The following is a 21,446-nucleotide window of genomic DNA, read 5'->3' on the forward strand; positions in this document are numbered from 1 at the left end:
CCACAAGCACCCACACGAATTGCTTGATTCAGTTGTTAAAGAGCGGCTGGCTGAGTCTTTCGTCTCAACCGAGGCGCGCATTCTACAGCGCCCCGTGTATCTGTCAAGCGGTTATTTTCAGAAATCTTCAAAGCTTCGCTTCGGAAACCTCAACAACTTCAACCACTTGCGCTTCCGATCTCTCGTTAGCGGGAGGCGAATTCTACAGCGTTACTCGCTGCTGTCAACACCTCTTTTTCACCGCTTTCGACCGAGAAGATCGAACCGCCGATAGAGCCAAACAACACCGCTCTACCTGCTCCTTCCGAGCTTCGATGAACTGAAGCCTCGCACCTTCGAAACCTACTTAACTTATTGAATATCAAGAAGTTTTCCGTTTCGACTGCGCCGGAAGTGGGGCGAATTATAGACTTCCAGAATCTGCCGTCAACCCTTAATTTGATTTTTCTATCTACAGCCCGATAAGACACTTAATTATGCCCGGTATATAGACGGAATCGCTGCATATGCGCAATATACTGCTCAACGCAGCCTCCCCGCCTTATTCTGGACGACACTTCGTAATGACGCTCCCTCCACCTCGCCGCCTGGCCTCCACCCTCTACCCGGTTGCCTTGCTATTGATAGCCATGGCTTCCATTCAAGCAGGAGCCTCCCTCGCCAAAAGCATGTTCCCGGTAGTGGGTGCACAAGGCACGACAACGCTGCGACTCATTTTTGCCAGCCTCATCATGCTGTTAATGCTCCGCCCTTGGCGTGCCAAGCTCACCGGCCAATCCCTGCGCACGGTGATCGTTTACGGCATGGCACTGGGCGGTATGAACTTCCTCTTCTATATGTCGGTTCGCACCGTTCCACTGGGCATTGCCGTAGCGTTGGAGTTTACCGGGCCTCTGGCAGTCGCCATTTACGCCTCGCGCCGGGCGATCGACTTTCTCTGGATTGCCTTGGCAGTGGTTGGCCTGCTGCTGCTCATACCGACCGGCGCGACCAGTGCTGGTATCGATCTGGTTGGTGCCGGCTACGCGCTGGGCGCCGGTTTCTGCTGGGCGTTGTACATCCTGTTCGGTCAGAAAGCCGGAGCGGACAATGGCGTGCAGACTGCCGCACTGGGAGTCATGATCGCGGCTCTGTTTGTCGCGCCTATCGGCATTGTTCACGCCGGCACCGCGTTGCTCACACCAAACCTGATTCCAATTGCCATCGGCGTCGCCATCCTGTCCACAGCCCTGCCCTACACGCTGGAAATGATCGCCTTGACTCGAATGCCTGCCCGCACCTTCGGCACCTTGATGAGCGTCGAACCGGCAATCGCAGCCTTGTCGGGGCTCGTCTTTCTCCAGGAGTACCTGTCCCTGGCCCAGTGGATGGCCATTACCTGCATCATCCTCGCGTCGGTAGGCGCCACGCTGACCATGGCCAGCACCGCAAAGCCTGCTGTCGCGGTAGATTGAATCAGGATTTAACGAAGGCCTGGCATTTGCCGCGCATTTAGGCCATGTTTAGGCCAGTAACCTAATGCCAGACATGGATTTTTTCATACAGGACGTCATGAACGCTTCAAGCAAGAGCGAACACGATCGCACGCAGACATAAGATCCGCGGCGGTTATAAGGACGGGAATGAAACGAATTTTGATACTGATCGCCGTACTTGCAGTAGCGGGCTGTGCGGCAACATCGAAAACTGAAGTCAAACGCGGCAAAAAGGGTCTGCACATCAACTGCTCCGGCCTGTCCTCATCCTGGGACCAGTGCGCTGCCAGTGCCGCCAATGCCTGTGCTCCCAAGGGTTACAAGGTCATTGCCAAGTCCGGCGACGCCGTTGAAGAACCCGGGGATTATCCCTTCGGGCTCAATCCCGCCGGCTATACCAGCCGCAGCATGATCGTCATCTGCAAATAGATCAGCTTAGCCGAGCTCCTGGTCGGCGATTCGACGACTGATTTCCTCATGGCTGGACTTGAGGACATCACGCTGAACCTGCGGCGTGACCAGCATCCGCGCGACAACCAACGCTCCCACGCATTGAGACAGAATGGCCCAGGCCAGGCTGTCGCTTCCCAGTATCCGCGCCCAGCTTTCGTGCAGACGACAGATCCACGTTTGCGCCGCCTCCCTCACCTGGACATCCGATCGTGCGATCTCAGCGCCCAATACCGGTAACGCACACCCCGCCTCGGGCTGCTCGACATGGCTCATGCTCAAGTACTGCTTGAGGCAGCGCTCCAGTTTCATCGAGTCCATGGCGCCATTGCCGCTCAAGCGATCCAGGCTTTGAGCCAATTCCCGCTCAACAATGGCTTTGAAAAGCTCATCCTTGGACGAGAAGTGGCTATAGAACGCACCGCCGCTCAACCCGATCGCTTTCATCAGGCCGTCGACACCGACCGTGGAGAAACCAGATTTCTTGGCGGACACCGCACTGCTGGCGAGCAGTTTCTCGCGGGTTTCCATTTTGTGATTGGCTGAATAACGCATGCCTACCCTCCTCTGATTGCTCACCTTGACGCTAGCCGGATCTTAGCATAACGTCCGTTTAGTTAACGATCGTTTACCCATGAGGCTGACCATGAATAACAAGAAGGTCGTACTGGTTGTTGGCGCGGGCGATGCCACCGGCGGAGCGATTGCCAAACGCTTTGCGCAGGAAGGTTTTGTAGCCTGTGTTACCCGCCGCAGCGCTGACAAACTCCAGCCGCTTGTGGATGGAATCCGCGCCCAAGGCGGCGAAGCCCACGGGTTTGCCTGTGATGCACGCAAAGAGGACGAGGTGATCGCACTCATCGATCAAATCGAGACCCAGATCGGCCCGATCGAAGCCTTTGTATTCAACATCGGCGCCAACGTTCCCTGCAGCATCCTCGAGGAAACCGCACGCAAGTATTTCAAGATTTGGGAAATGGCCTGTTTCTCAGGCTTTCTCAATGCACGGGAAGTGGCCAAGCGCATGGTCAAGCGTCAGCGCGGAACCATCCTGTTTACCGGGGCGACGGCGGGATTGCGCGGCGCTTCGGGGTTCGCTGCATTCGCAGGCGCCAAACATGGCATCCGCGCACTGGCACAAAGCATGGCCCGGGAGCTGGGGCCGTTGAACATTCATGTGGCCCATGTGGTGGTGGACGGCGCCATCGACACCGACTTCATCCGCGATCATTTCCCGGAAAAATATGCCACCAAGGATCAGGACGGCATCCTGAATCCTGAACACATCGCCGACAGCTACTGGTATCTGCACAGCCAACCTCGCGACGCCTGGACCTTCGAGCTGGACCTGCGCCCCTGGAACGAACGCTGGTAAGCCCTCCCCTCACAACAACAAGAGAGCAGATACCATGAGCAGATCAGTGGAGTTTTACTTCGATCTCGGCAGCCCGACCACGTACCTGGCCTATACCCAGTTGCCGGCGCTGTGTGCGCAGACAAACAGCCAGTTGATCTATCGTCCGATGTTATTGGGCGGCGTCTTCAAGGCAACCGGCAACGCATCACCGGCGACAGTGCCCGCCAAGAACCCTTACCTGTTCAAGGATCTGAGTCGATTCGCCAAGCGCTACGGCGTCGCCTTCCAGTTCAATCCATACTTCCCCGTCAACACACTGCTGCTGATGCGCGCGGTGACCGCCATGCAACTGCGCCATCCCGAACGCTTCGAGGCCTTCGTCGATTGCCTGTTCCGCGCCTTCTGGGTGGACGCCCGCAACCTTAATGACCCGGCGACTGTCGCAGCGGTCCTGAACGAAGGCGGTTTCGACGCCGACTATGTGCTGGCCCTGACGAACGACGAGCAGGTCAAGCAAGCACTCAAGAGCGCCACCGAAGACGCCATCGAACGAGGTGTATTTGGCGCCCCGAGCATGTTTGTCGGCGACGAGCTGTTCTTCGGCCAGGATCGGCTGGACTTCGTCCGTGAAGCCCTCGTCTGATCCTCTACCTCAAATCGCCAGTGTCCGGGTATTGAGCCACTGCAGTGCGTCACCGTCCAGCAACGGGCTCAATCGACGCTGAACCTCGGCGTGGTAGGCGTTGAACCAGTCTTTTTCGTCCTGGGTCAGCAGCGAAGGCTCCAGGCATCGGGTGTCGATCGGGCACAGGGTGAGGGTTTCGAACTCGAGGAAGTCGCCGAACTCGCTGCTTCCGGCTTCGCGGTTCAACACCAGGTTCTCGATGCGCACACCCCAGCGGCCGGGACGATAAGTGCCCGGCTCGATCGAGGTGATCATGCCGGCCTGCATCGCCGTTTGCGGCGCGGCAGCGGCTTGATAGGCAATCACCTGTGGGCCTTCGTGGACATTGAGGAAATAGCCGACACCATGGCCGGTGCCGTGGCCGTAATCGACTTGCTCCGCCCAGATCGGTGCACGGGCGATTGCATCCAGCAAGGGCGAAAGAATGCCCCGCGGAAACTTGGCCCGGGACAGGGCAATCACACCCTTGAGCACACGGGTGCAGTCACGTTTCTGCTCGGCGGTGGGTGTTCCGACCGGCACCATGCGGGTGATGTCAGTGGTGCCCCCCAGGTACTGGCCTCCGGAATCGATCAGCAACAGGCCATCACCCTCGATGACGGCATGGGCCTCTTGCGTGGCGTGGTAATGGGGCATCGCGCCGTTGGCGTTAAAGGCGGCGATGGTATTGAAGCTCAGGGAGACGAAATCCGGCCGACGTGTGCGTGCGGCAGTCAGGTGCTCGTCGATGGTCAACTCGGTGATGCGCTCCCGTCCCCAGGCCCCTTCCAGCCAGGCGAAGAATTCACAGAGCGCCGCGCCGTCCTGCTCCATGGCCCGACGGATGTGCTCGGCGTCGGCCAGGCTTTTACGGGATTTGGCGAGCGTCGTTGGATTGAGACCTTCGATCAACTTCACGCCACTGCCCAGGTTATCCAGCAAGCCGACCGTCACCCGCGCCGGGTCGACCTGCAGATTCGCGCCGTCCGGCACTTCGCGCAGCGCGGCGGCGACTTCGCTGTAATCGCGCAGGGTCACGCCGTCCTGCTCCAGAACGGCACGCAACGGCGCGTCAACCTTGTCCAGGGCCACGAACAGCGTTGTTTGCTGCTGGTTGATCAAGGCAAAGGAAACGAACACGGGGTTGAACGACACATCTGCTCCGCGCAGGTTGAACAACCAGGCGATGTCATCCAGCGTGGCGATGAAATGCCAGTCGGCACCACGCTCCTGGAGGGATTCGCGCAACTTGGCGAGTTTTTCGACCCGGCTGATGGTCGCCTGGGGCGGCAAATGGGCGTAGACCGGTTGATCCGGCAGGCCTGGGCGATCGGTCCAGACCTCCTTGAGCAGGTCGATGTCGGTGCGCAACCGCGCGCCGCGTTCGGCGAGCTTGCCGCCCAGGGTGCGGGCCGATGCCACGGCCATAACCGCACCGTCGACCGCAACCACCCCACCTTCAGGCGTTTGTTCGGCCAGCCAGTCCAGGGGGCCGGGCTGGCCTGGAATCAGCTTGACCAACTCAATACCACTACCCTCCAGCTCCTTGGTGGCCTGCTCCCAATAACGGCTGTCGGCCCAGACGCCGGCGAAACTGCCGGTCACGATCAAGGTCCCCACCGAACCATGGAACCCCGACAACCATTGCCGCCCCTGCCAATAACCCGGCAAGTATTCAGACAGGTGCGGGTCGGCTGATGGCACCAGCAGCGCGTGAATACCCTCTCGGCTCATCAGATGGCGGATTCGGGCCAGGCGCTGGGGAACCAGTCCATGGGGCAAAGGCTCGGTGCTCATTGTTTCTCCTGTTCTTTGATATTGTTGTTCAATGCCGTATCCGGCTTATGGGGTCGTGGCCCAGAACGCCGGCGCAGTCGCACATGCCGCCTTGATCAGCCGCACCGCCTCGTCGATATCCTGCTCGGTGGTAAAGCGCCCCAGGCTCAAGCGAATGGTCCGCCCGGCCGCACGGGCATCATGCCCCAGGGCCAGCAGCACGTGGGACGGGGTGTTGTGGGCCGAATTGCAGGCCGAGGTCGCGGAAAATGCAATCGATGCGCCCAAAGTCGCCGGGTTGAACTCACCTTCGTTGAAGGTCAGGCTCAGCGTGTGGGGAATCCGACGGCTCGCACTGCCGTTTATACGCACGCCAGGCAACGCCAGCAGCGGCTCGAGCAAACGATTGCGCAACCGGGCGATTTTAGCGAGTTCTTCGTCGAATGCCGCGGCTGCCAGTTCGAATGCGGCGCCCATGGCCGCAATCTGGTGGGTCGCCAGGGTTCCGGAGCGCAAACCGCCCTCATGTCCACCGCCATGAATCTGCGCCGATAGCCGTGGCCGGGCACGGTCGCCGACGTAGAGCGCACCGATGCCCTTGGGACCGTAGATTTTATGCGCGGAAAAAGACATCAGGTCCACCGGCCAGCGAGCCAGGTCGATCTGCACCTTACCGGCGCCCTGGGCCGCGTCCACATGGAACAACGCACCGTGCTCGCGAACGACCTCGCCAATGGCGATGATGTCGTTGACGGTGCCCAGCTCGTTGTTCACCAGCATCAGCGAGACCAGGAACGTGTCTTCGCGCAACGCCTCGCGAACCGCTTGCGGGCTGATAAGGCCCTCGGCGTCCGGCGCCAGCCAGGTAACCGCTACACCACTTTCCTCGAGTTGGCGCGCTGTATCGAGAATCGCCTTGTGCTCGATCAGGCTGGTGATGACATGGCCGGCGGAACCACTGCGTGCCTGGGCCACACCCTTGAGGGCCAGGTTGTTGGATTCGGTGGCACCGGAAGTCCAGACGATCTGTTCGGGCTGGGCCCCCACCAATTGCGCCACCTGCTGGCGGGCACGCTCCACCGAGCGCCGGGCCTCCTGGCCGAAGGCATGGGAACTGGACGCCGGGTTGCCGAAGTTGCCGTCAAAACCCAGACACTCGACCATGACCCGGATGACCCGCTCATCCACCGGCGTGGTGGCGGCGTAATCGAAATACAAAGGACGTTTATTCATAGGAAACTCGCAGAGCCTGCTCCGGGATCAGGCGCCCTCGTTGGGTTCGAGACTAGCAATACCTGATCGAAAACCTTAAAAGAAGTCGGACTTCGTTTAAAAGTGCGTAGGAACGCTCCTGAACAGCGAGCTTAGCAGGCATCGCCTCGAAGCTCAGCCCTCAACTGATGCTTTCGAGCAACAAGGGATACATCGAAGCGACCAACAACAGCGCCATGCCCCAGTTGAACACGCGCAGCCAGCGACGATCACGCAACAGGTTGCGCAACAGGCTGCCGCACACCACCCACAGGCTCACGCTTGGCAGGTTGATCAAGGCAAACACCGCCGCAATCACCAGCACATTGAAGAAATAACCCTGGAGTGGCGTGTAGGTACTGATGGCGCCTATTGCCATGATCCAGGCCTTGGGATTGACCCATTGGAACGCCGCTGCGCCCCAATAGCTGATCGGCGTACTGTTCCCCGGCTGGCTTTCCGAAACCGGGCCGGAGTGGGCTATTTTCCACGCCAGGTACAACAGGTACGCCGCGCCGATGTAGCGCAGCGCGGTATAGAGCAGTGGATACGTCTGGAATACCGCGCCCAGGCCAAGGCCCACCGCCAGCACCAGGGAAAAGAAGCCGCAGGTAATACCCAGCATGTGCGGAATGGTGCGGTTGAAACCGAAGTTGACACCCGAGGCCAACAACATGGTGTTGTTAGGGCCTGGCGTGATCGAGGTCACCAGGGCAAACAGGGCGAAGCCCAGCAGCAGGTCAAGCGAAAGGGTCATGTCGGGGCAGTCCATCAGGGGCGGTCAGTCAAGTCATGACCCTACCCCACCTCCTGGCGCAAACCCACGGACAGTGGGCAAAACTTTGAGCGGTACAGTCTCTCAGCTAGACCGGCCAGGCTGTTGCACGACCTGCTCGGCACTCATCTGGCCCTGATCGTCGAACCCCACGTTTTTCTGCGACGAGCCAAGCAGTTCGGCCTTTTTCGCGTGGTATTCCTCGAACGAAAGGCCACGGCGATTCAATGCTTCAAGGGCCAGCTCGCGGGTCTCATCGGCGGTGTAGGGGCGCAGCTCCGGGGATGAGCTGGCGCAGCCGCCCAGAAGGATAGCGGTCAAAAGCAGCAAAACGGCAAAGATACGGTTCATGGCGGGTGTCCGGTGTTCTGGAGTTGGGCGATGAACAAAGGCTACCCGCCGGCCCTGCGCGGCAGAAATCAACCCTCTCGATAGTGGGTATTGCCTGCCTGGATCAGCCGTTGCGCTTAATCGACCAACTGGCAATGCAGCGCGTTATCCAGGCTGCGCTCGATGTTGCGTAGCACCTGAAACGAAGCGAACGTCACGGCTTTGGCACGGTGAGCCTGGATCAGGCGCCAGAAACCCTGCTCGCCATTTTCGACACTTCGAAGTGCCGCCTCGCCTGCCTCGCGGGTCTGCCACTGCAAATAGTTGAGCACGCGGCGACCATCGTCGCTGGCCTGGATACTGGCACTCAGGAACCCCTGGTGGTCCCGGGCCAGGCGCTCGGTCTGTTCCGACAAGGCGGTTACCAGCGCTTGCTGCCATTGAGGCTCGATGTCGAACTCCATCAGTTGAGTAAAACTGCGATTGTTCCTTGGCGATTGCATGAAAGGTCCCCTATGCAGGTCAGGCGAATCTTGCGATTCGAAGGCGTGCAGGGTAAAACCTCTAGTTAACTTGAGGTCAAGCGGTGAATTGAAACGATGGCGCAGATCGATATCCACAAGGCACTCACCGTCGGCCAAGTGGCCGCCCGCAGCGGTGTAACGGTCACCGCCCTGCACTTCTACGAATCCAAAGGGCTGATCAAAAGCACGCGCAACCCGGGTAACCAACGTCGTTACCCACGGGCGGTATTGCGTCGCGTGGCACTGATCAAGGTCGCCCAGCGCCTGGGCATCCCGTTGGCGGAAATCGGCGGGGCGTTGAACAGCCTGCCAGACAACCGCGCCCCGACGGCCGCCGACTGGCAGATTTTGTCGGCGCAGTGGAGCCGGGACCTGGACGAACGCATCAACCAATTGGTGGCGCTGCGTGATCGACTCAACGGTTGCATCGGCTGCGGATGCCTGTCGATGGAAACTTGTCCGCTGCGCAATCAGGGCGACGTACTGGGCCAACGCGGGCCGGGGGCGCATCTGCTGGAATCGCCTTGAAGCGTTCGTCGGCCCCCGCGTCCAGCCAGGGTCGCTGGCCTATAGTGGAGGAGCGCAAATCGACGAAGACTCTCTTCGCCTCCCTATAACAAAAGGAGAAACGTCATGGGCGTCAATGCCATTCCCGAAGGTTTCCATAACATCACGCCCTACCTGGGCATTCAAAAAGCTGCCGAAGCCATCGACTTCTACAAAAAAGCCTTCAATGCCACCGAGGTCATGCGCCTGGCCATGCCCGACGGGGGCATCGGCCATGCAGAGCTGCGGATCAACGGTTATCCGATCATGCTCGGCACGCCTTGCGATCAAGGCCCTTTGAGTAATCCGGACCAATCGCCATCGGTCGGCCTGCATTTATATGTCGAGGACGTGGACAGCGCATTTGCCCAGGCCATTGCCGCCGGCGGCACGGTGATTTCCGAGGTCAAGGACCAGTTCTACGGAGATCGCAGCGGCACCCTGAAGGATCCCTATGGGCATCTGTGGTTCCTCGCGACACACAAGGAAGATCTGAGCCAGGACCAGATCGAGCAACGGGCCAGGGAGATGTTTCAACAGCAAGGCTGACTTGCCCCCGCGCTCACCGGGTCGCGTCCTGTAGGAGCTGTCGAGTGCAACGAGACTGCGATCTTTCCCCTGACACTTGAGTCCCAAGGGGAAAGATCAAAAGACCGCAGCCTTCGGCAGCTCCTACCACGCGAAACATTTTCTTTCATCTTCCCTTTCGGGATTTTGGTCGCTCGTTCGTCTTAATTAGATGCAGCAGGCCGCGTCGGCAAAAGCCACGGTCTGCTTTTTTGGGGTCACGGTGTTGCGAAGCCCGCAATACAGAACCTTTCATCGAATCAAGACGTTCAATCATGTCGAAGAAATCCCGCTCCAAACTCTGGTTCCTGGTCCATAGCTGGCTGGCATTGCCCATCTGGTTCTTCGTGCTCATCGTCTGCGTCACCGGCACCCTGGCGGTGGTCAGCCAGGAGATCGTCTGGCTGGCCAACCCCGACATGCGGGCCAGCAAACCCTCGGACGAGGCCACGCTGCTCAGCTATGACCAGGTGATCGCCGCGATCAAGCAGGCCCAGCCGCAAACCCAGGTGCAAAGCATCATCCGGCCGGACGAGTCGCACTTTGCGTTGGAAGTCGGCGTGACCTACCCCGACGGACGCCCCGACACGGTCTACGTCAACCCGTACAGCGGCGTCATCCAGGGCTCGGCGCCGACATTCAACTTCCAGGCGTTCACCCGCGCCCTGCATGGCTGGTGGCTGGTGCCGTTCACCAATGGCTACAGTTGGGGCTGGTACCTGGTGTCGTTCCTGGGCCTGCCCTTGCTCGCGTCCCTGGTGACCGGGCTGGTGGTCTACAAGCGCTTCTGGAAAGGCTTCTTCCGTCCGACCCTGCGGATTCGCCATGGCGCACGGATTTTCTGGGGTGACTTCCACCGGCTCAGCGGGATCTGGTCGATCTGGTTCATCGCGGTCATCTCTGTCACGGGCACCTGGTTCCTGATCCAGGCCTTGCTGGGCGACAACCAGATCTCCATTTCCAGCGAACCGGTCATCCCGGTGGTGGCCCGTGAAAACGTGCCGTTGTCCGTCGACGGCCAGGCGCCACCGCAGGTGAACCTGGACCGGGCCATCGAAATCGCCCAGCAACGCATCCCGGGACTGGAAGCGAGTTTCATCAGCATGCCCGGCAATGCCTACAGCCATCTGGAAATCGGTGGCCGCGGCTGGTATCCGCTGATGTTCCAGACCGCCACCATCAACCCCTACAACGGCGATGTGGCCGCCTCCCGGTTGCTGTCGGACCGCACGACCCTGGAGTTCGTCACCGAATCCATGCGGCCTTTGCACACTGGGGATTTCGGCGGCCTCTGGATCAAGCTCATCTGGTTTTTCTTCGGTCTGATCCTGAGCATGATGGTCCTCAGCGGGCTGCTGATCTGGACCAAACGCACGGCCCTGGCCACCGCCAATGCCTTCAAGCGTAGCCAGAAACCCACCCGTGGCGCCCGAATAGCGCAGGCACTGCAGCCGTCCGTCCAGCATGAATCGTCGGAGGGCAGCCTGTGACCCCGTCCAATACCGCTTCATCACCGTCACGCCTGAGCCTGTTCTGGCATAAATGGCGTTTCCATCTCAACGTTTTGCTGCTGCTGATCCCCTTGGGGTTCATGCCCAAATACCTCTCAGAAGCCGCCCTGTTCCGCGGTGATGCCGGGCTTGGCGAGCGGGAAGTCGGTGAAGTCCAGGTCGGTCCCTGGAGCCTGCGCCTGGCGGAGTTTCGCAACGAAGCCCCCCGCGTCCAAGGGCCTGCCGGGCCGATGAAGCACTTCAACGCCGCCCTGTGCCAAAGCTGTATCGGCCAGGTCAAGGCCACCTATCTGCGCATCGGCAAACCCCGCAGCCTGCGGGCCGCCGGGGTGATTTTCTTTGGCTCGCCCTATCGCATGGGCGCCTTGTTGCCGGTTCCGCCAAAGACCCAGCCCGATGCCGAACTGTGGATAACCCTCGAAGGTTGGGACGGTTCGATGCATCAGGCCTCCATTCCCCTGAGCCTGGCCTCCCCGGCCACCGTCGCCTGGCTGAAGAACCAAGGAGCCAAACCATGACTCTCCGCGCTTTATCCAAGAGCCTGGCGCTGCTGCTCTGCGCAGGCGCAAGCACCAGCGTCCTGGCCCACAACCCGATGTGCGAGTGCAAGGCCATCGACGCCGAACAGATCCAATGCACCGGGGGCTTTTCCGACGGCAGCGGTGCACCCGGAGTGACCCTGGACGTGATCGGTTATGACGAAACCATCCTCGTCCCGGGCAAGCTCGGCGCCGACTCGAAGCTGACCTTCAAGAAACCAAACGCTGAATTCTACGTGCTCTTCGACGCCGGCCCCGGCCACGTAGTGGAAATCGACCAAGCCGACATCGAGGCCCCATGAGCAACGCCACGACTCAAGTCATCCGCCCTGCCGGCGCGGGCCACGAAACCCTGTACGTGTTGCTGCTATGCCTGTTCATCGTACTGGTGGCCGGCTCCGTAGTGGCCTGGCATGGCAAGGCCGAGGACACGCCTCACCTGGCCTCGAACCAGCTCGACGCCCGCCGCGACCTCAGCGCCGCCGAGCAAGGCATCTATGCCGACCTGCGGGTGACCCTGGATGAAATCCGCTTGCTGCGCGAAGACCAACAAACCCTGCCCGCCCCGCAAACCTTGGCCGAAGAAGGCTTCGCGCCGTTCGCCCAGGATGCCAGTTCCATCAGCCGGGGCGGCCATACCTGGCAACAACTGCGGGACCGGGCCTACTTCGGCGCCAGTGCCAATCCGTCGGTGGCCGGTTCGTTTCTGATGCGCATCGGCGAAGCGTCCGACGCCGCCCCGGACATCTGGCTCAACCGCGGCACTGGCCTGGCGACGCCCACCGCGCTGGACGATGCGGCGTTGTCCGCCGCTGGCTGGCAACAGATCGTCGCGCAATTCGATGCCGGCGTAACCCGCCAGCACCGGCACTGACCCCACGCCCTCATTCGAGAGAAGACCGTTTGCCCATGCCTATTGCCTCCCAACGCCGACCCTTGCTGCGCTTGCTGTTGATCGGCCTGCTGACCTGCCTGCTCACCTCGCCGGTGAACGCCGAAACAGCCAAGCGCCTGCGTATTGGCATCACCTTGCACCCGTATTACAGCTACGTGGCCAACATCGTCGGCGACAAGGCCGAGGTCGTACCGCTGATACCGGCCGGTTTCAACCCCCACGCCTATGAACCACGGGCCGAAGACATCAAGCGCATCAGCGGCCTCGACGTGATCGTGCTCAATGGCGTAGGTCACGACGATTTTGCCGACCGCATGATCGCCGCCAGCGAGACCCCGGACGTGAAGGTGATCGAGGCCAACGAAAACGTGCCCCTGCTGGCCGCCACCGGCACCGCCGCCCGAGGCGCGGGCAAGGTCGTGAACCCGCATACCTTCCTGTCCATCAGCGCCTCCATCGCCCAGGTCAATAACATCGCCCGGGAGCTGGGCAAGCTCGACCCGGACAACGCCAAGGCCTACACCCAGAACGCCCGCGCCTACGGCAAGCGCCTGCGGCAGATGCGCGCCGCGGCCCTGGCGAAGCTGACCCAGGCCCCCAATGCCGAATTGCGGGTCGCCACGGTGCACGCTGCCTACGACTACTTGTTGCGCGAATTCGGCCTGGAAGTGACCGCCGTGGTCGAGCCCGCCCATGGCATCGAACCAAGCCCCAGCCAATTGAAGAAAACCATCGACCAACTGCGAGAGCTGGACGTGAAGGTGATCTTCTCGGAGATGGACTTCCCCTCTACCTACGTCGACACCATCCAACGTGAATCGGGCGTGAAGCTGTACCCGCTCTCGCACATCTCCTACGGCGACTACAGCGCCGAGAAGTACGAAAAGGAAATGGCCGGCAACCTCGACACCGTGGTCCGGGCGATCCAGGAGTCCGGCGCATGAGCATCCAGGAACCCCTCACCCTGCAACACGTCGGGCCCTTGATCGAGTTCGCCGAGGTCAGCCTGAACCTGGGCCGCACCACCATTCTCGACAGCGTGGTCTTTCGGGTGGAGCCCGGCAGCATCCATGCCCTGGTCGGCCCGAATGGCGGCGGCAAGAGCTCGCTGATCAAGACCTTGCTGGGGCAGATGCCGCATCAGGGACGCTTGAGCCTGCAATGGCCAGGCGAACCCGGGGTGATCGGCTACGTACCCCAGGCGCTGGAATTCGACCGGGGCCTGCCCATGACCGTGGACGATTTCATGGCGGCGATGTGTCAGCGGCGGCCGGCGTTTCTCGGCTTGAGCAAGCATTACACCAGCGCCATCGGCCAGGCCCTGGAGCGGGTCGGCATGCAGGACAAGCGCAAGCGGCGCATGGGCGCGCTGTCCGGCGGCGAGCGCCAACGGGTGTTGCTGGCCCAGGGGTTGATACCCTCGCCGCAATTGCTGGTGCTGGATGAGCCGATGTCGGCCCTGGACGAGGCCGGTATCCAGGTGTTCGAACGATTGCTGCAGGACTGGCGCCAGGCCGGGATCACCGTGCTGTGGATCGAACATGACCTGGAAGCCGTCGGGCGCCTGGCCGACCGTGTCACCGGCCTGAATCGCCGCGTGCTGTTCGACGGCCCGCCACGCCAGACCTTGACCCCGGAACGGCTGCTGACGCTGTTTTCCACCCATCCACGCACGAACGGGAGCGCGGCCTGATGAGTTATGAAGCCTTTCGTTTGATGGTCCAGGGCTGGGCCTCGGCCGGTTACCTGCCTGAGGCGCTGGCCTATGGGTTCGTGGTCAATGCGTTGCTGGCCGGACTGTTGATCGGCCCGGTGCTGGGCGGCCTCGGCACGCTGGTGGTGGTCAAGCGCTTCGCGTTTTTCTCCGAGGCGGTGGGCCATGCGGCGCTCACCGGCGTGGCCATCGGCATCCTGCTCGGCGAACCCTACACCGGGCCTTACGGCAGCCTGTTCGGCTACTGCCTGTTGTTCGGCATCCTGCTCAATTACCTGCGCAACCGCACCGGCCTGGCGCCCGATACGCTGATCGGCGTCTTCCTGTCGGTGTCCCTGGCCCTGGGCGCCAGCCTGCTGTTGATCCTGGCGGGCAAGATCAATGTGCACATCCTGGAAAACGTACTGTTCGGCTCGGTGCTGACGGTCAACGGCAATGACCTGCTGGTGCTGGCGGTGGTCGGCTCGCTGGTGATGGCCCTGGCCTTGCCGCTGTACAACCGCATCATGCTCGCCAGCTTCAACCCGCAACTGGCGGCGGTGCGCGGGGTGGCGGTCAAGACCCTGGACTACCTGTTCGTAGTCCTGGTGACGCTAATCACCGTGGCGGCGGTGAAAGTCATCGGTGCCATTCTGGTGGGCGCGTTGCTGGTGATTCCCGCTGCGGCGGCGCGCTTGCTCAGTCAATCGTTGAAAGGCTTTTTCTGGTGTTCAGTGCTGATCGCCACCGTCAGCACTTTGTGCGGGATCCTCGCGCCGATCGTGTTCGACCTGCCGATCCCGTCCGGCGCCGCGATCATCCTGGTGGCCGGCATCGCCTTCGCCCTGAGCGCCATCGCCCGTGGTGTCGTCCCCAGCCTCAAAGGGAATCTTGGATAAATGGTTTTTTCATTGCGACAACTGACCCTGGCCGTCGCGTTGTGCGGCGTGGCCGCCACTTCGTCATTCGCCGGCGAAAAGGTTCGTCTGCTGGCATCGCTGCCAGTCACCTATGGATTGGGCGAAGCGTTGCTCAAGGGCACCGAGGTCAGCTTGGAGCGGGCCGCGCCCGCCAATCTGCCTGGCACCCGCCAGAACGCCTACTTCAGCGGTCGTGGCGCGCCGGAATTGAGCAAACTGGCCAGCGCTGCCGACGGGGTGATCGGCCTGCGCTCGCTATGGCCGGACGATCCGCTGTACCCCATGGCCCGACGCAGCAATATCCGCATCGTCGAAGTCGATGCCGCGCGCCCGGTGGACGGTGCTCTGCCCGGCATCGCCCTCCAACCGGGCAGCACCGACGGCCTTGCGAGCCAGCCATGGATGGCCAGCCACAACCTGGGGCGCATGGCCGACGTGATCGCCGCCGACCTGGTGCGCCTGGCCCCGGCGGACAAACCGAAAATCGACGCCAACCTGGCGGCACTCAAGCAGCGCCTGCTCAAACTCAGCGCCGACAGCGAAAAACGCCTCGCCAGCGCCGATAACCTGAGTGTGGTGAGCCTGAGCGAGCATTTCGGCTACCTGATCAGCGGGCTCAACCTGGACGCCATCAGCACCGATCCCCGGCCCGATGCCGAATGGACAACCGAAACCCTCAAGCAATTGAGTACGACGTTGAAGGACAACGACGTGGCGCTGGTACTCCATCATCGCCAGCCCTCGGATGCGCTGAAGGCAGCCATTGCCGAGGGCGGCAGCCAGTTGCTGGTGCTCAGCCTCGATGCCGACGACCCAGTGGCGGAGCTGGAGAGTAATGCAGGGCTGGTGGTCGCGGCGCTGACGAAGAAGGGCTGATTGCAGAGACGCAATCCCTGTGTGGGAGCGGGCTTGCTCGTGAAGACGGTGTGTCAGTCGCCATAAAAGTTGACTGTATGATCGCATTCGCGAGCAAGCCCGCTCCCACAGGTTTCACTTGAGGCTGGCTGTCAGCCCAAAACATCCCCCGGCACCCGCACAAACCCTTCCATCAACACCCGCGCACTGCGGCTCATGATGGCTTTTTTAACGGTCCATTCGCCGTTGACCACGCTGGCCTCGGCGCCGACGCGCAGGGTGCCGGACGGGTGGCCGAAACGCACGGCGTTGCGTTCGACACCGCCGGCGGCCAGGTTCACCAGGGTGCCGGAAATCGCCGCGGCCGTGCCGATGGCCACCGCTGCGGTGCCCATCATCGCGTGGTGCAGCTTGCCCATGGACAACGCCCGCACCAGCAAGTCGACATCCCCCGCCGCCACGGCTTTTCCGCTGGAGGAAAGGTAATCCGCCGGCGGCGCGACAAACGCCACTTTCGGTGTGTGCTGGCGCTGGGCGGCTTCGTCCAGGTGCTTGATCAAGCCCATGCGCAAGGCACCGTGGGCGCGAATGGTTTCGAACATGGCCAGGGCCTTGGGATCGCTGTTGATCGCCCCCTGCAATTCAGTGCCGGTGTAGCCGACATCGCGGGCATTGATGAAAATCGTCGGGATCCCCGCGTTGATCAGCGTCGCCTTGAAGGTGCCAACACCGGGCACTTCCAAGTCGTCCACCAGGTTGCCGGTGGGAAACATCGAGCCACCACCGCCCTCCTCCTCGGCCGCCGGGTCCATGAATTCCAATTGCACTTCGGCCGCTGGAAAGGTCACCCCGTCGAGTTCGAAGTCACCGGTTTCCTGCACCACGCCCTCGGTGATTGGCACATGGGCGATGATGGTCTTGCCGATGTTGGCCTGCCAGATCCGTACCACGGCCACGCCGTTTTGCGGAATACGGTCAGGCGCCACCAAACCACTGCTGATGGCAAACGACCCCACCGCCGCCGACAGGTTGCCGCAGTTGCCGCTCCAGTCCACGAACGGCTTATCGATGGACAACTGGCCGAACAGGTAATCGACATCGTGGTCGGCCCGGGTGCTCCTGGACAGGATCACGGTCTTGCTGGTGCTGGACGTTGCGCCGCCCATGCCATCGATCTGCTTCTCGTACGGGTCGGGACTGCCGATCACCCGCAGCAGCAGGGCATCCCGGACCGGGCCAGGCACGCGAGCCGCTTCGGGCAGGTCTTGCAAGCTGAAGAACACGCCTTTGCTGGTGCCGCCACGCATGTAGGTCGCGGGGATCTTGATTTGAGGCGAGTGAGCCATGTGCTCTAACTCCTGAAAAAAAGGGTGGCCGGAGAACGGGCCACCCAAGCGATTTAAACGGCCACCGCCGATTCCAGGAAGTCCTGGGCAAAGCGTTGCAGCACGCCCCCGGCTTCGTAGATCGACACTTCTTCGGCGGTATCGAGACGGCAGGTCACCGGCACTTGGATGCGCTCGCCGTTCTTGCGAGTGATCACCAGGGTCAGCGTCGCCCGCGGCGTGCGTTCGCCGATCACGTCATAGACTTCGCTGCCGTCGATGCCCAGGGTCTTGCGATCGGTACCGGGCTTGAACTCCAGCGGCAACACGCCCATGCCCACCAGGTTGGTGCGGTGGATGCGTTCGAAACCTTCGGCGGCGATCGCTTCGACACCGGCCAGGCGCACGCCCTTGGCCGCCCAGTCCCGGGACGAACCCTGGCCGTAGTCGGCACCGGCAATGATGATCAGCGGCTGCTTGCGTTCCATGTAGGTCTCGATGGCCTCCCACATGCGCATGACCTTGCCTTCCGGCTCGACTCGGGCCAGGGAGCCCTGCTTGACCTTGCCGTTTTCCTGGACCATTTCGTTGAACAGTTTCGGGTTGGCGAAGGTGGCGCGCTGCGCGGTCAGGTGGTCGCCGCGGTGGGTCGCGTAGGAGTTGAAGTCCTCTTCCGGCAGGCCCATTTTCGCCAGGTATTCGCCTGCGGCACTGTCCAGCATGATGGCGTTGGACGGCGACAAGTGGTCGGTGGTGATGTTGTCCGGCAGCACCGCCAGCGGGCGCATGCCCTTGAGCGGTCGTGCACCGGCCAGCGCCCCTTCCCAGTACGGCGGACGACGGATGTAGGTGCTTTGGGGGCGCCAGTCGTACAGCGGCGTCACTTTCGGCCCGGTGTCTTCCTGGATGGCGAACATCGGAATGTACACCTGCCGAAACTGCTCCGGTTTCACCGAAGCCTTGACCACCGCGTCGATTTCTTCGTCGCTCGGCCAGATGTCCTTGAGGCGGATCTCGCGACCGTCCACCACGCCCAGCACATCTTTTTCGATGTCGAAACGGATGGTCCCGGCGATGGCATAAGCGACCACCAAAGGTGGCGATGCCAGGAACGCCTGCTTGGCGTACGGATGGATACGCCCGTCGAAGTTGCGGTTGCCCGACAACACGGCGGTGGCATACAGGTCGCGGTCGATGATTTCCTGCTGGATCACCGGGTCCAGCGCGCCCGACATGCCGTTGCAGGTGGTGCAGGCGAATGCCACCACGCCGAAGCCCAGCTTCTCGAGTTCGGACGTCAGGCCGGCCTCATCCAAATACAGCGCCACGGTTTTCGAACCCGGCGCCAGGGACGACTTGACCCACGGCTTGCGGGCCAGGCCCAGTCGGTTGGCGTTGCGCGCCAGCAGGCCGGCGGCGATCACGTTGCGCGGGTTACTGGTGTTGGTGCAACTGGTGATAGCGGCGATGATCACCGCGCCGTCGGGCATTTGCCCGGGCACATCGTCCCACTGGCCGGAAATGCCTTTGGCGGCCAGCTCCGACACTGCGACGCGGGCGTGGGGGTTGCTCGGGCCAGCCATGTTGCGGACTACCGACGACAGGTCGAAGGTCAGGCCACGCTCGTACTGCGCGCCCTTGAGGCTATCGGCCCACAGGCCCACGTGCTTGGCATAGGTTTCCACCAACTGCACCTGGGTGTCTTCGCGTCCGGTGAGCTTCAGGTAGTCGATCGTCTGTTGATCGATATGGAACATCGCCGCTGTGGCGCCGTATTCCGGGGCCATGTTGGAAATGGTCGCACGGTCGCCCAAGGTCAGGGCACTGGCGCCTTCACCGAAAAACTCCAGCCAGGCACCGACGACTTTTTGCTTGCGCAGGAACTCGGTCAGCGCCAACACCATGTCGGTGGCGGTGATGCCCGGCTGCAGCTTGCCGGTCAGCTCGACGCCGATGATTTCCGGCAGGCGCATCCACGAGGCGCGACCGAGCATGACGCTTTCGGCCTCCAGGCCACCGACGCCGATGGCAATCACGCCCAAGGCATCGACGTGGGGGGTATGGCTGTCGGTGCCGACGCAGGTGTCGGGAAAAGCCACGCCGTCACGCTGCTGGATCACCGGCGACATTTTTTCCAGGTTGATCTGGTGCATGATCCCGTTGCCCGGCGGAATCACGTCGACGTTCTTGAAGGCTTTCTTGGTCCAGTTGATGAAGTGAAAGCGGTCTTCGTTGCGGCGGTCTTCAATGGCGCGGTTCTTGGCGAAGGCTTGCGGATCGGAACCACCGCTTTCCACCGCCAGGGAATGGTCGACGATCAGCTGCGTCGGCACCACCGGATTGACCTGCGCCGGGTCGCCACCCTGCAAGGCGATGGCGTCGCGCAGGCCGGCCAGGTCCACCAGCGCGGTCTGGCCGAGGATGTCATGGCACACCACGCGGGCCGGGAACCAAGGGAAATCCAGGTCGCGCTTGCGCTCGATCAGTTGCAGCAGCGACTCGCGCAGCGTGGCCGGGTCGCAGCGACGTACCAGGTTCTCCGCCAGCACGCGGGAGGTGTACGGCAGGCCGTCGTAGGCGCCGGGGCGGATGGCGTCCACGGCCTCGCGAACGTCGAAATAATCCAGCGAAGTGCCAGGCAGCGGTTTGCGAAATTCTGTGTTCATCGTCAGGACTCGGTCACGGTGGTTTCAGAAGGGGCTGGCGCAGCCGCTGAAGTGAACTCGATCAACTGTGGGAGCGGGCTTGCTCGCGAAGGCGGTGCATCAGTCGACATCGATGTTGAATGTCAGTCCGTCTTCGCGAGCAAGCCCGCTCCCACATGGAGGGTCGGTTCCTTCAGTCGCTACGTCAGCGCCCTCCAGCTCAGCGTTGTTCGATTGGCACGAACTTGCGCTGTTCGACGCCGGTGTATTCGGCGCTCGGTCGGATGATGCGGTTGTTGGCGCGTTGTTCGAACACGTGGGCGGCCCAGCCGGTCAGGCGCGAGCAGACGAAGATCGGCGTGAATAGCTTGGTCGGTATGCCCATGAAGTGGTACGCCGAGGCATGGTAGAAATCGGCGTTGGGGAACAGCTTCTTCTGTTCCCACATGGTCTTGTCGATGGCTTCGGACACTGGGAACAGCACGGTATCGCCCACTTCGTCGGCGAGTTTTTTCGACCAGCCCTTAATCACCTCGTTGCGCGGGTCGTTGTCCTTATAGATCGCGTGGCCGAAGCCCATGATCTTGTCCTTGCGCGCGAGCATGCCGAGGGTGCCTTCAATGGCCTCCTGCGGTGAGCTGAAGCGCTCGATCATTTCCATCGCCGCTTCGTTGGCACCGCCATGCAACGGGCCACGCAGCGAGCCGATGGCGGCGGTGATGCAGGAGAACAGGTCCGACAGCGTGGAGGCGCAGACCCGGGCGGTGAAGGTCGAGGCGTTGAATTCGTGCTCGGCGTAGAGGATCAGCGACACGTTCATCACCTTGACGTGCAGCTCGCTCGGCTTCTTGCCGTGCAGCAAGTGCAGGAAGTGGCCGCCGATGGACACTTCGTCGGTCACGCATTCGATGCGCTGGCCTTGGTGGCTGAAGCGATACCAGTAGCACATGATCGCCGGGAACGCGGCCAGCAGGCGATCGGTCTTGTCATGTTGCTGGGAAAATTCCTGCTCGGGTTCCAGGTTGCCCAGGAACGAGCAGCCGGTGCGCATCACGTCCATCGGGTGGGCGTCGGCGGGAATGCGCTCCAACACTTCCTTCAAGGCTTGGGGCAGGTCGCGCAACTGGCGCAGCTTACCGGTATAGGCGTCCAACTGTGCCTGGGTCGGCAGTTCGCCGTACAGCAGCAGGTAGGCCACCTCTTCAAATTGCGCATCTGCCGCCAGTTCGCGAACATCGTAGCCGCGGTAGGTCAGGCCGGCACCCGATTGGCCCACGGTGGACAATGCGGTTTGCCCGGCCACCTGGCCACGGAGCCCGGCGCCACTGAGTACTTTTGCTTCGGCCAT

At 61.8% G+C, this 21,446-nt stretch carries 23 protein-coding genes; 14 read left to right on the plus strand and 9 right to left on the minus strand.

The features are described 5' to 3' along the window. The first annotated feature begins 563 nt into the window (after positions 1-563). A complete protein-coding gene (gene rhtA / locus BT125_RS08700; RefSeq protein WP_072406131.1) occupies positions 564-1,454 on the plus strand; it encodes a threonine/homoserine exporter RhtA in 891 nt (296 codons plus the stop codon). A 168-nt stretch (positions 1,455-1,622) separates the two neighbouring features. After that, positions 1,623-1,904: a hypothetical protein gene (locus tag BT125_RS08705; protein WP_072406133.1), complete on the plus strand. Its 282-nt coding sequence runs from the start codon at positions 1,623-1,625 to the stop codon at positions 1,902-1,904. A gap of 6 nt (positions 1,905-1,910) precedes the next feature. On the opposite strand, the gene BT125_RS08710 is transcribed toward BT125_RS08705, so the two are convergent. After that, on the minus strand, positions 1,911-2,480 hold the full coding sequence (locus BT125_RS08710; protein ID WP_072406135.1) for a TetR/AcrR family transcriptional regulator: 570 nt from the start codon (positions 2,478-2,480) through the stop codon (positions 1,911-1,913). 91 nt (positions 2,481-2,571) lie between these two features. On the opposite strand from BT125_RS08710, the gene BT125_RS08715 reads away from it, so the two are divergent. Together BT125_RS08715 and BT125_RS08720 are read left to right on the plus strand one after the other, a co-directional pair. After that, entirely contained in the window at positions 2,572-3,300 is a 729-nt protein-coding gene (locus tag BT125_RS08715) for an SDR family oxidoreductase (protein WP_072406137.1), read from the plus strand. A gap of 34 nt (positions 3,301-3,334) precedes the next feature. Continuing rightward, on the plus strand, positions 3,335-3,925 hold the full coding sequence (locus BT125_RS08720; protein ID WP_072406140.1) for a 2-hydroxychromene-2-carboxylate isomerase: 591 nt from the start codon (positions 3,335-3,337) through the stop codon (positions 3,923-3,925). Positions 3,926-3,934: 9 nt separating this feature from the next. Here the strand turns inward: BT125_RS08720 and BT125_RS08725 are convergent, their stop codons facing one another. The 5 genes from BT125_RS08725 to BT125_RS08745 form a co-directional block, all read right to left on the minus strand. Beyond that, on the minus strand, positions 3,935-5,743 hold the full coding sequence (locus BT125_RS08725) for an aminopeptidase P family protein (protein WP_072406142.1): 1,809 nt from the start codon (positions 5,741-5,743) through the stop codon (positions 3,935-3,937). A 45-nt stretch (positions 5,744-5,788) separates the two neighbouring features. After that, a complete protein-coding gene (locus BT125_RS08730) occupies positions 5,789-6,955 on the minus strand; it encodes a cysteine desulfurase family protein (RefSeq protein ID WP_072406144.1) in 1,167 nt (388 codons plus the stop codon). Positions 6,956-7,115: 160 nt separating this feature from the next. After that, complete coding sequence (locus tag BT125_RS08735) at positions 7,116-7,730, minus strand: LysE family translocator (protein WP_072406147.1); 615 nt, start codon at positions 7,728-7,730, stop codon at positions 7,116-7,118. Positions 7,731-7,832: 102 nt separating this feature from the next. After that, on the minus strand, positions 7,833-8,099 hold the full coding sequence (locus BT125_RS08740; RefSeq protein WP_072406149.1) for a hypothetical protein: 267 nt from the start codon (positions 8,097-8,099) through the stop codon (positions 7,833-7,835). 116 nt (positions 8,100-8,215) lie between these two features. After that, complete coding sequence (locus BT125_RS08745; protein WP_072406151.1) at positions 8,216-8,581, minus strand: antibiotic biosynthesis monooxygenase; 366 nt, start codon at positions 8,579-8,581, stop codon at positions 8,216-8,218. Positions 8,582-8,677: 96 nt separating this feature from the next. Between BT125_RS08745 and soxR the strand changes: the two genes are divergently transcribed. The 10 genes from soxR (at position 8,678) to BT125_RS08795 (ending at position 16,149) form a co-directional block, all read left to right on the plus strand. Then, positions 8,678-9,130 (plus strand): redox-sensitive transcriptional activator SoxR, encoded by a 453-nt coding sequence (gene soxR, locus BT125_RS08750; protein WP_072406153.1) that lies wholly within the window; start codon positions 8,678-8,680, stop codon positions 9,128-9,130. Positions 9,131-9,235: 105 nt separating this feature from the next. Continuing rightward, the gene (locus BT125_RS08755; RefSeq protein ID WP_072406155.1) at positions 9,236-9,697 is read left to right on the plus strand and encodes a VOC family protein; all 462 of its coding nucleotides are present in this window, start codon (positions 9,236-9,238) and stop codon (positions 9,695-9,697) included. A 293-nt stretch (positions 9,698-9,990) separates the two neighbouring features. After that, entirely contained in the window at positions 9,991-11,205 is a 1,215-nt protein-coding gene (locus tag BT125_RS08760; RefSeq protein ID WP_072406157.1) for a PepSY-associated TM helix domain-containing protein, read from the plus strand. Further along, a complete protein-coding gene (locus tag BT125_RS08765) occupies positions 11,202-11,744 on the plus strand; it encodes a thiamine pyrophosphate-binding protein (RefSeq protein ID WP_072406159.1) in 543 nt (180 codons plus the stop codon). Before BT125_RS08760 ends, BT125_RS08765 begins: the two co-directional genes overlap by 4 nt. Further along, positions 11,741-12,067, plus strand: a complete 327-nt coding sequence (locus BT125_RS08770) for a hypothetical protein (protein ID WP_072406161.1) — start codon at positions 11,741-11,743, stop codon at positions 12,065-12,067. Before BT125_RS08765 ends, BT125_RS08770 begins: the two co-directional genes overlap by 4 nt. Continuing rightward, positions 12,064-12,639, plus strand: coding sequence for a DUF6162 family protein (locus BT125_RS08775; protein WP_072406163.1), 576 nt, complete (start codon positions 12,064-12,066; stop codon positions 12,637-12,639). The genes BT125_RS08770 and BT125_RS08775 overlap by 4 nt, the downstream gene beginning before the upstream one ends. 35 nt (positions 12,640-12,674) lie before the next feature. After that, positions 12,675-13,604, plus strand: a complete 930-nt coding sequence (locus tag BT125_RS08780; protein WP_072406165.1) for a metal ABC transporter solute-binding protein, Zn/Mn family — start codon at positions 12,675-12,677, stop codon at positions 13,602-13,604. After that, on the plus strand, positions 13,601-14,353 hold the full coding sequence (locus BT125_RS08785) for a metal ABC transporter ATP-binding protein (RefSeq protein WP_072406167.1): 753 nt from the start codon (positions 13,601-13,603) through the stop codon (positions 14,351-14,353). The genes BT125_RS08780 and BT125_RS08785 overlap by 4 nt, the downstream gene beginning before the upstream one ends. Then, positions 14,353-15,252, plus strand: coding sequence for a metal ABC transporter permease (locus tag BT125_RS08790; protein WP_014339414.1), 900 nt, complete (start codon positions 14,353-14,355; stop codon positions 15,250-15,252). Before BT125_RS08785 ends, BT125_RS08790 begins: the two co-directional genes overlap by 1 nt. Next, positions 15,253-16,149 carry a metal ABC transporter substrate-binding protein gene (locus BT125_RS08795; protein ID WP_072406169.1) on the plus strand — a complete coding sequence of 299 codons (897 nt, stop codon included), beginning with the start codon at positions 15,253-15,255 and terminating at the stop codon, positions 16,147-16,149. Positions 16,150-16,280: 131 nt separating this feature from the next. Here BT125_RS08795 and prpF read toward each other — a convergent pair whose 3' ends face one another. From prpF to prpC, 3 genes are all read right to left on the minus strand, one after another. Then, the gene (prpF, locus tag BT125_RS08800; protein ID WP_072406171.1) at positions 16,281-17,474 is read right to left on the minus strand and encodes a 2-methylaconitate cis-trans isomerase PrpF; all 1,194 of its coding nucleotides are present in this window, start codon (positions 17,472-17,474) and stop codon (positions 16,281-16,283) included. Between the two features lie 53 nt (positions 17,475-17,527). Beyond that, complete coding sequence (gene acnD / locus BT125_RS08805; RefSeq protein ID WP_072406173.1) at positions 17,528-20,119, minus strand: Fe/S-dependent 2-methylisocitrate dehydratase AcnD; 2,592 nt, start codon at positions 20,117-20,119, stop codon at positions 17,528-17,530. A gap of 199 nt (positions 20,120-20,318) precedes the next feature. After that, positions 20,319-21,446 carry a bifunctional 2-methylcitrate synthase/citrate synthase gene (prpC, locus tag BT125_RS08810; RefSeq protein ID WP_072406175.1) on the minus strand — a complete coding sequence of 376 codons (1,128 nt, stop codon included), beginning with the start codon at positions 21,444-21,446 and terminating at the stop codon, positions 20,319-20,321.

Origin of the sequence: Pseudomonas sp. NFACC04-2 (genome assembly GCF_900119265.1) — a bacterium.
GTDB lineage: Bacteria > Pseudomonadota > Gammaproteobacteria > Pseudomonadales > Pseudomonadaceae > Aquipseudomonas > Aquipseudomonas fluorescens_AA.

Bases quoted from the DNA above. Each gene is read 5' to 3' on its own strand.
- rhtA (WP_072406131.1), top strand. From the start codon at position 564: ATGACGCTCCCTCCACCTCGCCGCCTGGCCTCCACCCTCTACCCGGTT.
- BT125_RS08705 (WP_072406133.1), top strand. From the start codon at position 1,623: ATGAAACGAATTTTGATACTGATCGCCGTACTTGCAGTAGCGGGCTGT.
- BT125_RS08710 (WP_072406135.1), bottom strand. From the start codon at position 2,480: ATGCGTTATTCAGCCAATCACAAAATGGAAACCCGCGAGAAACTGCTC.
- BT125_RS08715 (WP_072406137.1), top strand. From the start codon at position 2,572: ATGAATAACAAGAAGGTCGTACTGGTTGTTGGCGCGGGCGATGCCACC.
- BT125_RS08720 (WP_072406140.1), top strand. From the start codon at position 3,335: ATGAGCAGATCAGTGGAGTTTTACTTCGATCTCGGCAGCCCGACCACG.
- BT125_RS08725 (WP_072406142.1), bottom strand. From the start codon at position 5,743: ATGAGCACCGAGCCTTTGCCCCATGGACTGGTTCCCCAGCGCCTGGCC.
- BT125_RS08730 (WP_072406144.1), bottom strand. From the start codon at position 6,955: ATGAATAAACGTCCTTTGTATTTCGATTACGCCGCCACCACGCCGGTG.
- BT125_RS08735 (WP_072406147.1), bottom strand. From the start codon at position 7,730: ATGACCCTTTCGCTTGACCTGCTGCTGGGCTTCGCCCTGTTTGCCCTG.
- BT125_RS08740 (WP_072406149.1), bottom strand. From the start codon at position 8,099: ATGAACCGTATCTTTGCCGTTTTGCTGCTTTTGACCGCTATCCTTCTG.
- BT125_RS08745 (WP_072406151.1), bottom strand. From the start codon at position 8,581: ATGCAATCGCCAAGGAACAATCGCAGTTTTACTCAACTGATGGAGTTC.
- soxR (WP_072406153.1), top strand. From the start codon at position 8,678: ATGGCGCAGATCGATATCCACAAGGCACTCACCGTCGGCCAAGTGGCC.
- BT125_RS08755 (WP_072406155.1), top strand. From the start codon at position 9,236: ATGGGCGTCAATGCCATTCCCGAAGGTTTCCATAACATCACGCCCTAC.
- BT125_RS08760 (WP_072406157.1), top strand. From the start codon at position 9,991: ATGTCGAAGAAATCCCGCTCCAAACTCTGGTTCCTGGTCCATAGCTGG.
- BT125_RS08770 (WP_072406161.1), top strand. From the start codon at position 11,741: ATGACTCTCCGCGCTTTATCCAAGAGCCTGGCGCTGCTGCTCTGCGCA.
- BT125_RS08775 (WP_072406163.1), top strand. From the start codon at position 12,064: ATGAGCAACGCCACGACTCAAGTCATCCGCCCTGCCGGCGCGGGCCAC.
- BT125_RS08780 (WP_072406165.1), top strand. From the start codon at position 12,675: ATGCCTATTGCCTCCCAACGCCGACCCTTGCTGCGCTTGCTGTTGATC.
- BT125_RS08785 (WP_072406167.1), top strand. From the start codon at position 13,601: ATGAGCATCCAGGAACCCCTCACCCTGCAACACGTCGGGCCCTTGATC.
- BT125_RS08790 (WP_014339414.1), top strand. From the start codon at position 14,353: ATGAGTTATGAAGCCTTTCGTTTGATGGTCCAGGGCTGGGCCTCGGCC.
- BT125_RS08795 (WP_072406169.1), top strand. From the start codon at position 15,253: ATGGTTTTTTCATTGCGACAACTGACCCTGGCCGTCGCGTTGTGCGGC.
- prpF (WP_072406171.1), bottom strand. From the start codon at position 17,474: ATGGCTCACTCGCCTCAAATCAAGATCCCCGCGACCTACATGCGTGGC.
- acnD (WP_072406173.1), bottom strand. From the start codon at position 20,119: ATGAACACAGAATTTCGCAAACCGCTGCCTGGCACTTCGCTGGATTAT.
- prpC (WP_072406175.1), bottom strand. From the start codon at position 21,446: ATGGCCGAAGCAAAAGTACTCAGTGGCGCCGGGCTCCGTGGCCAGGTG.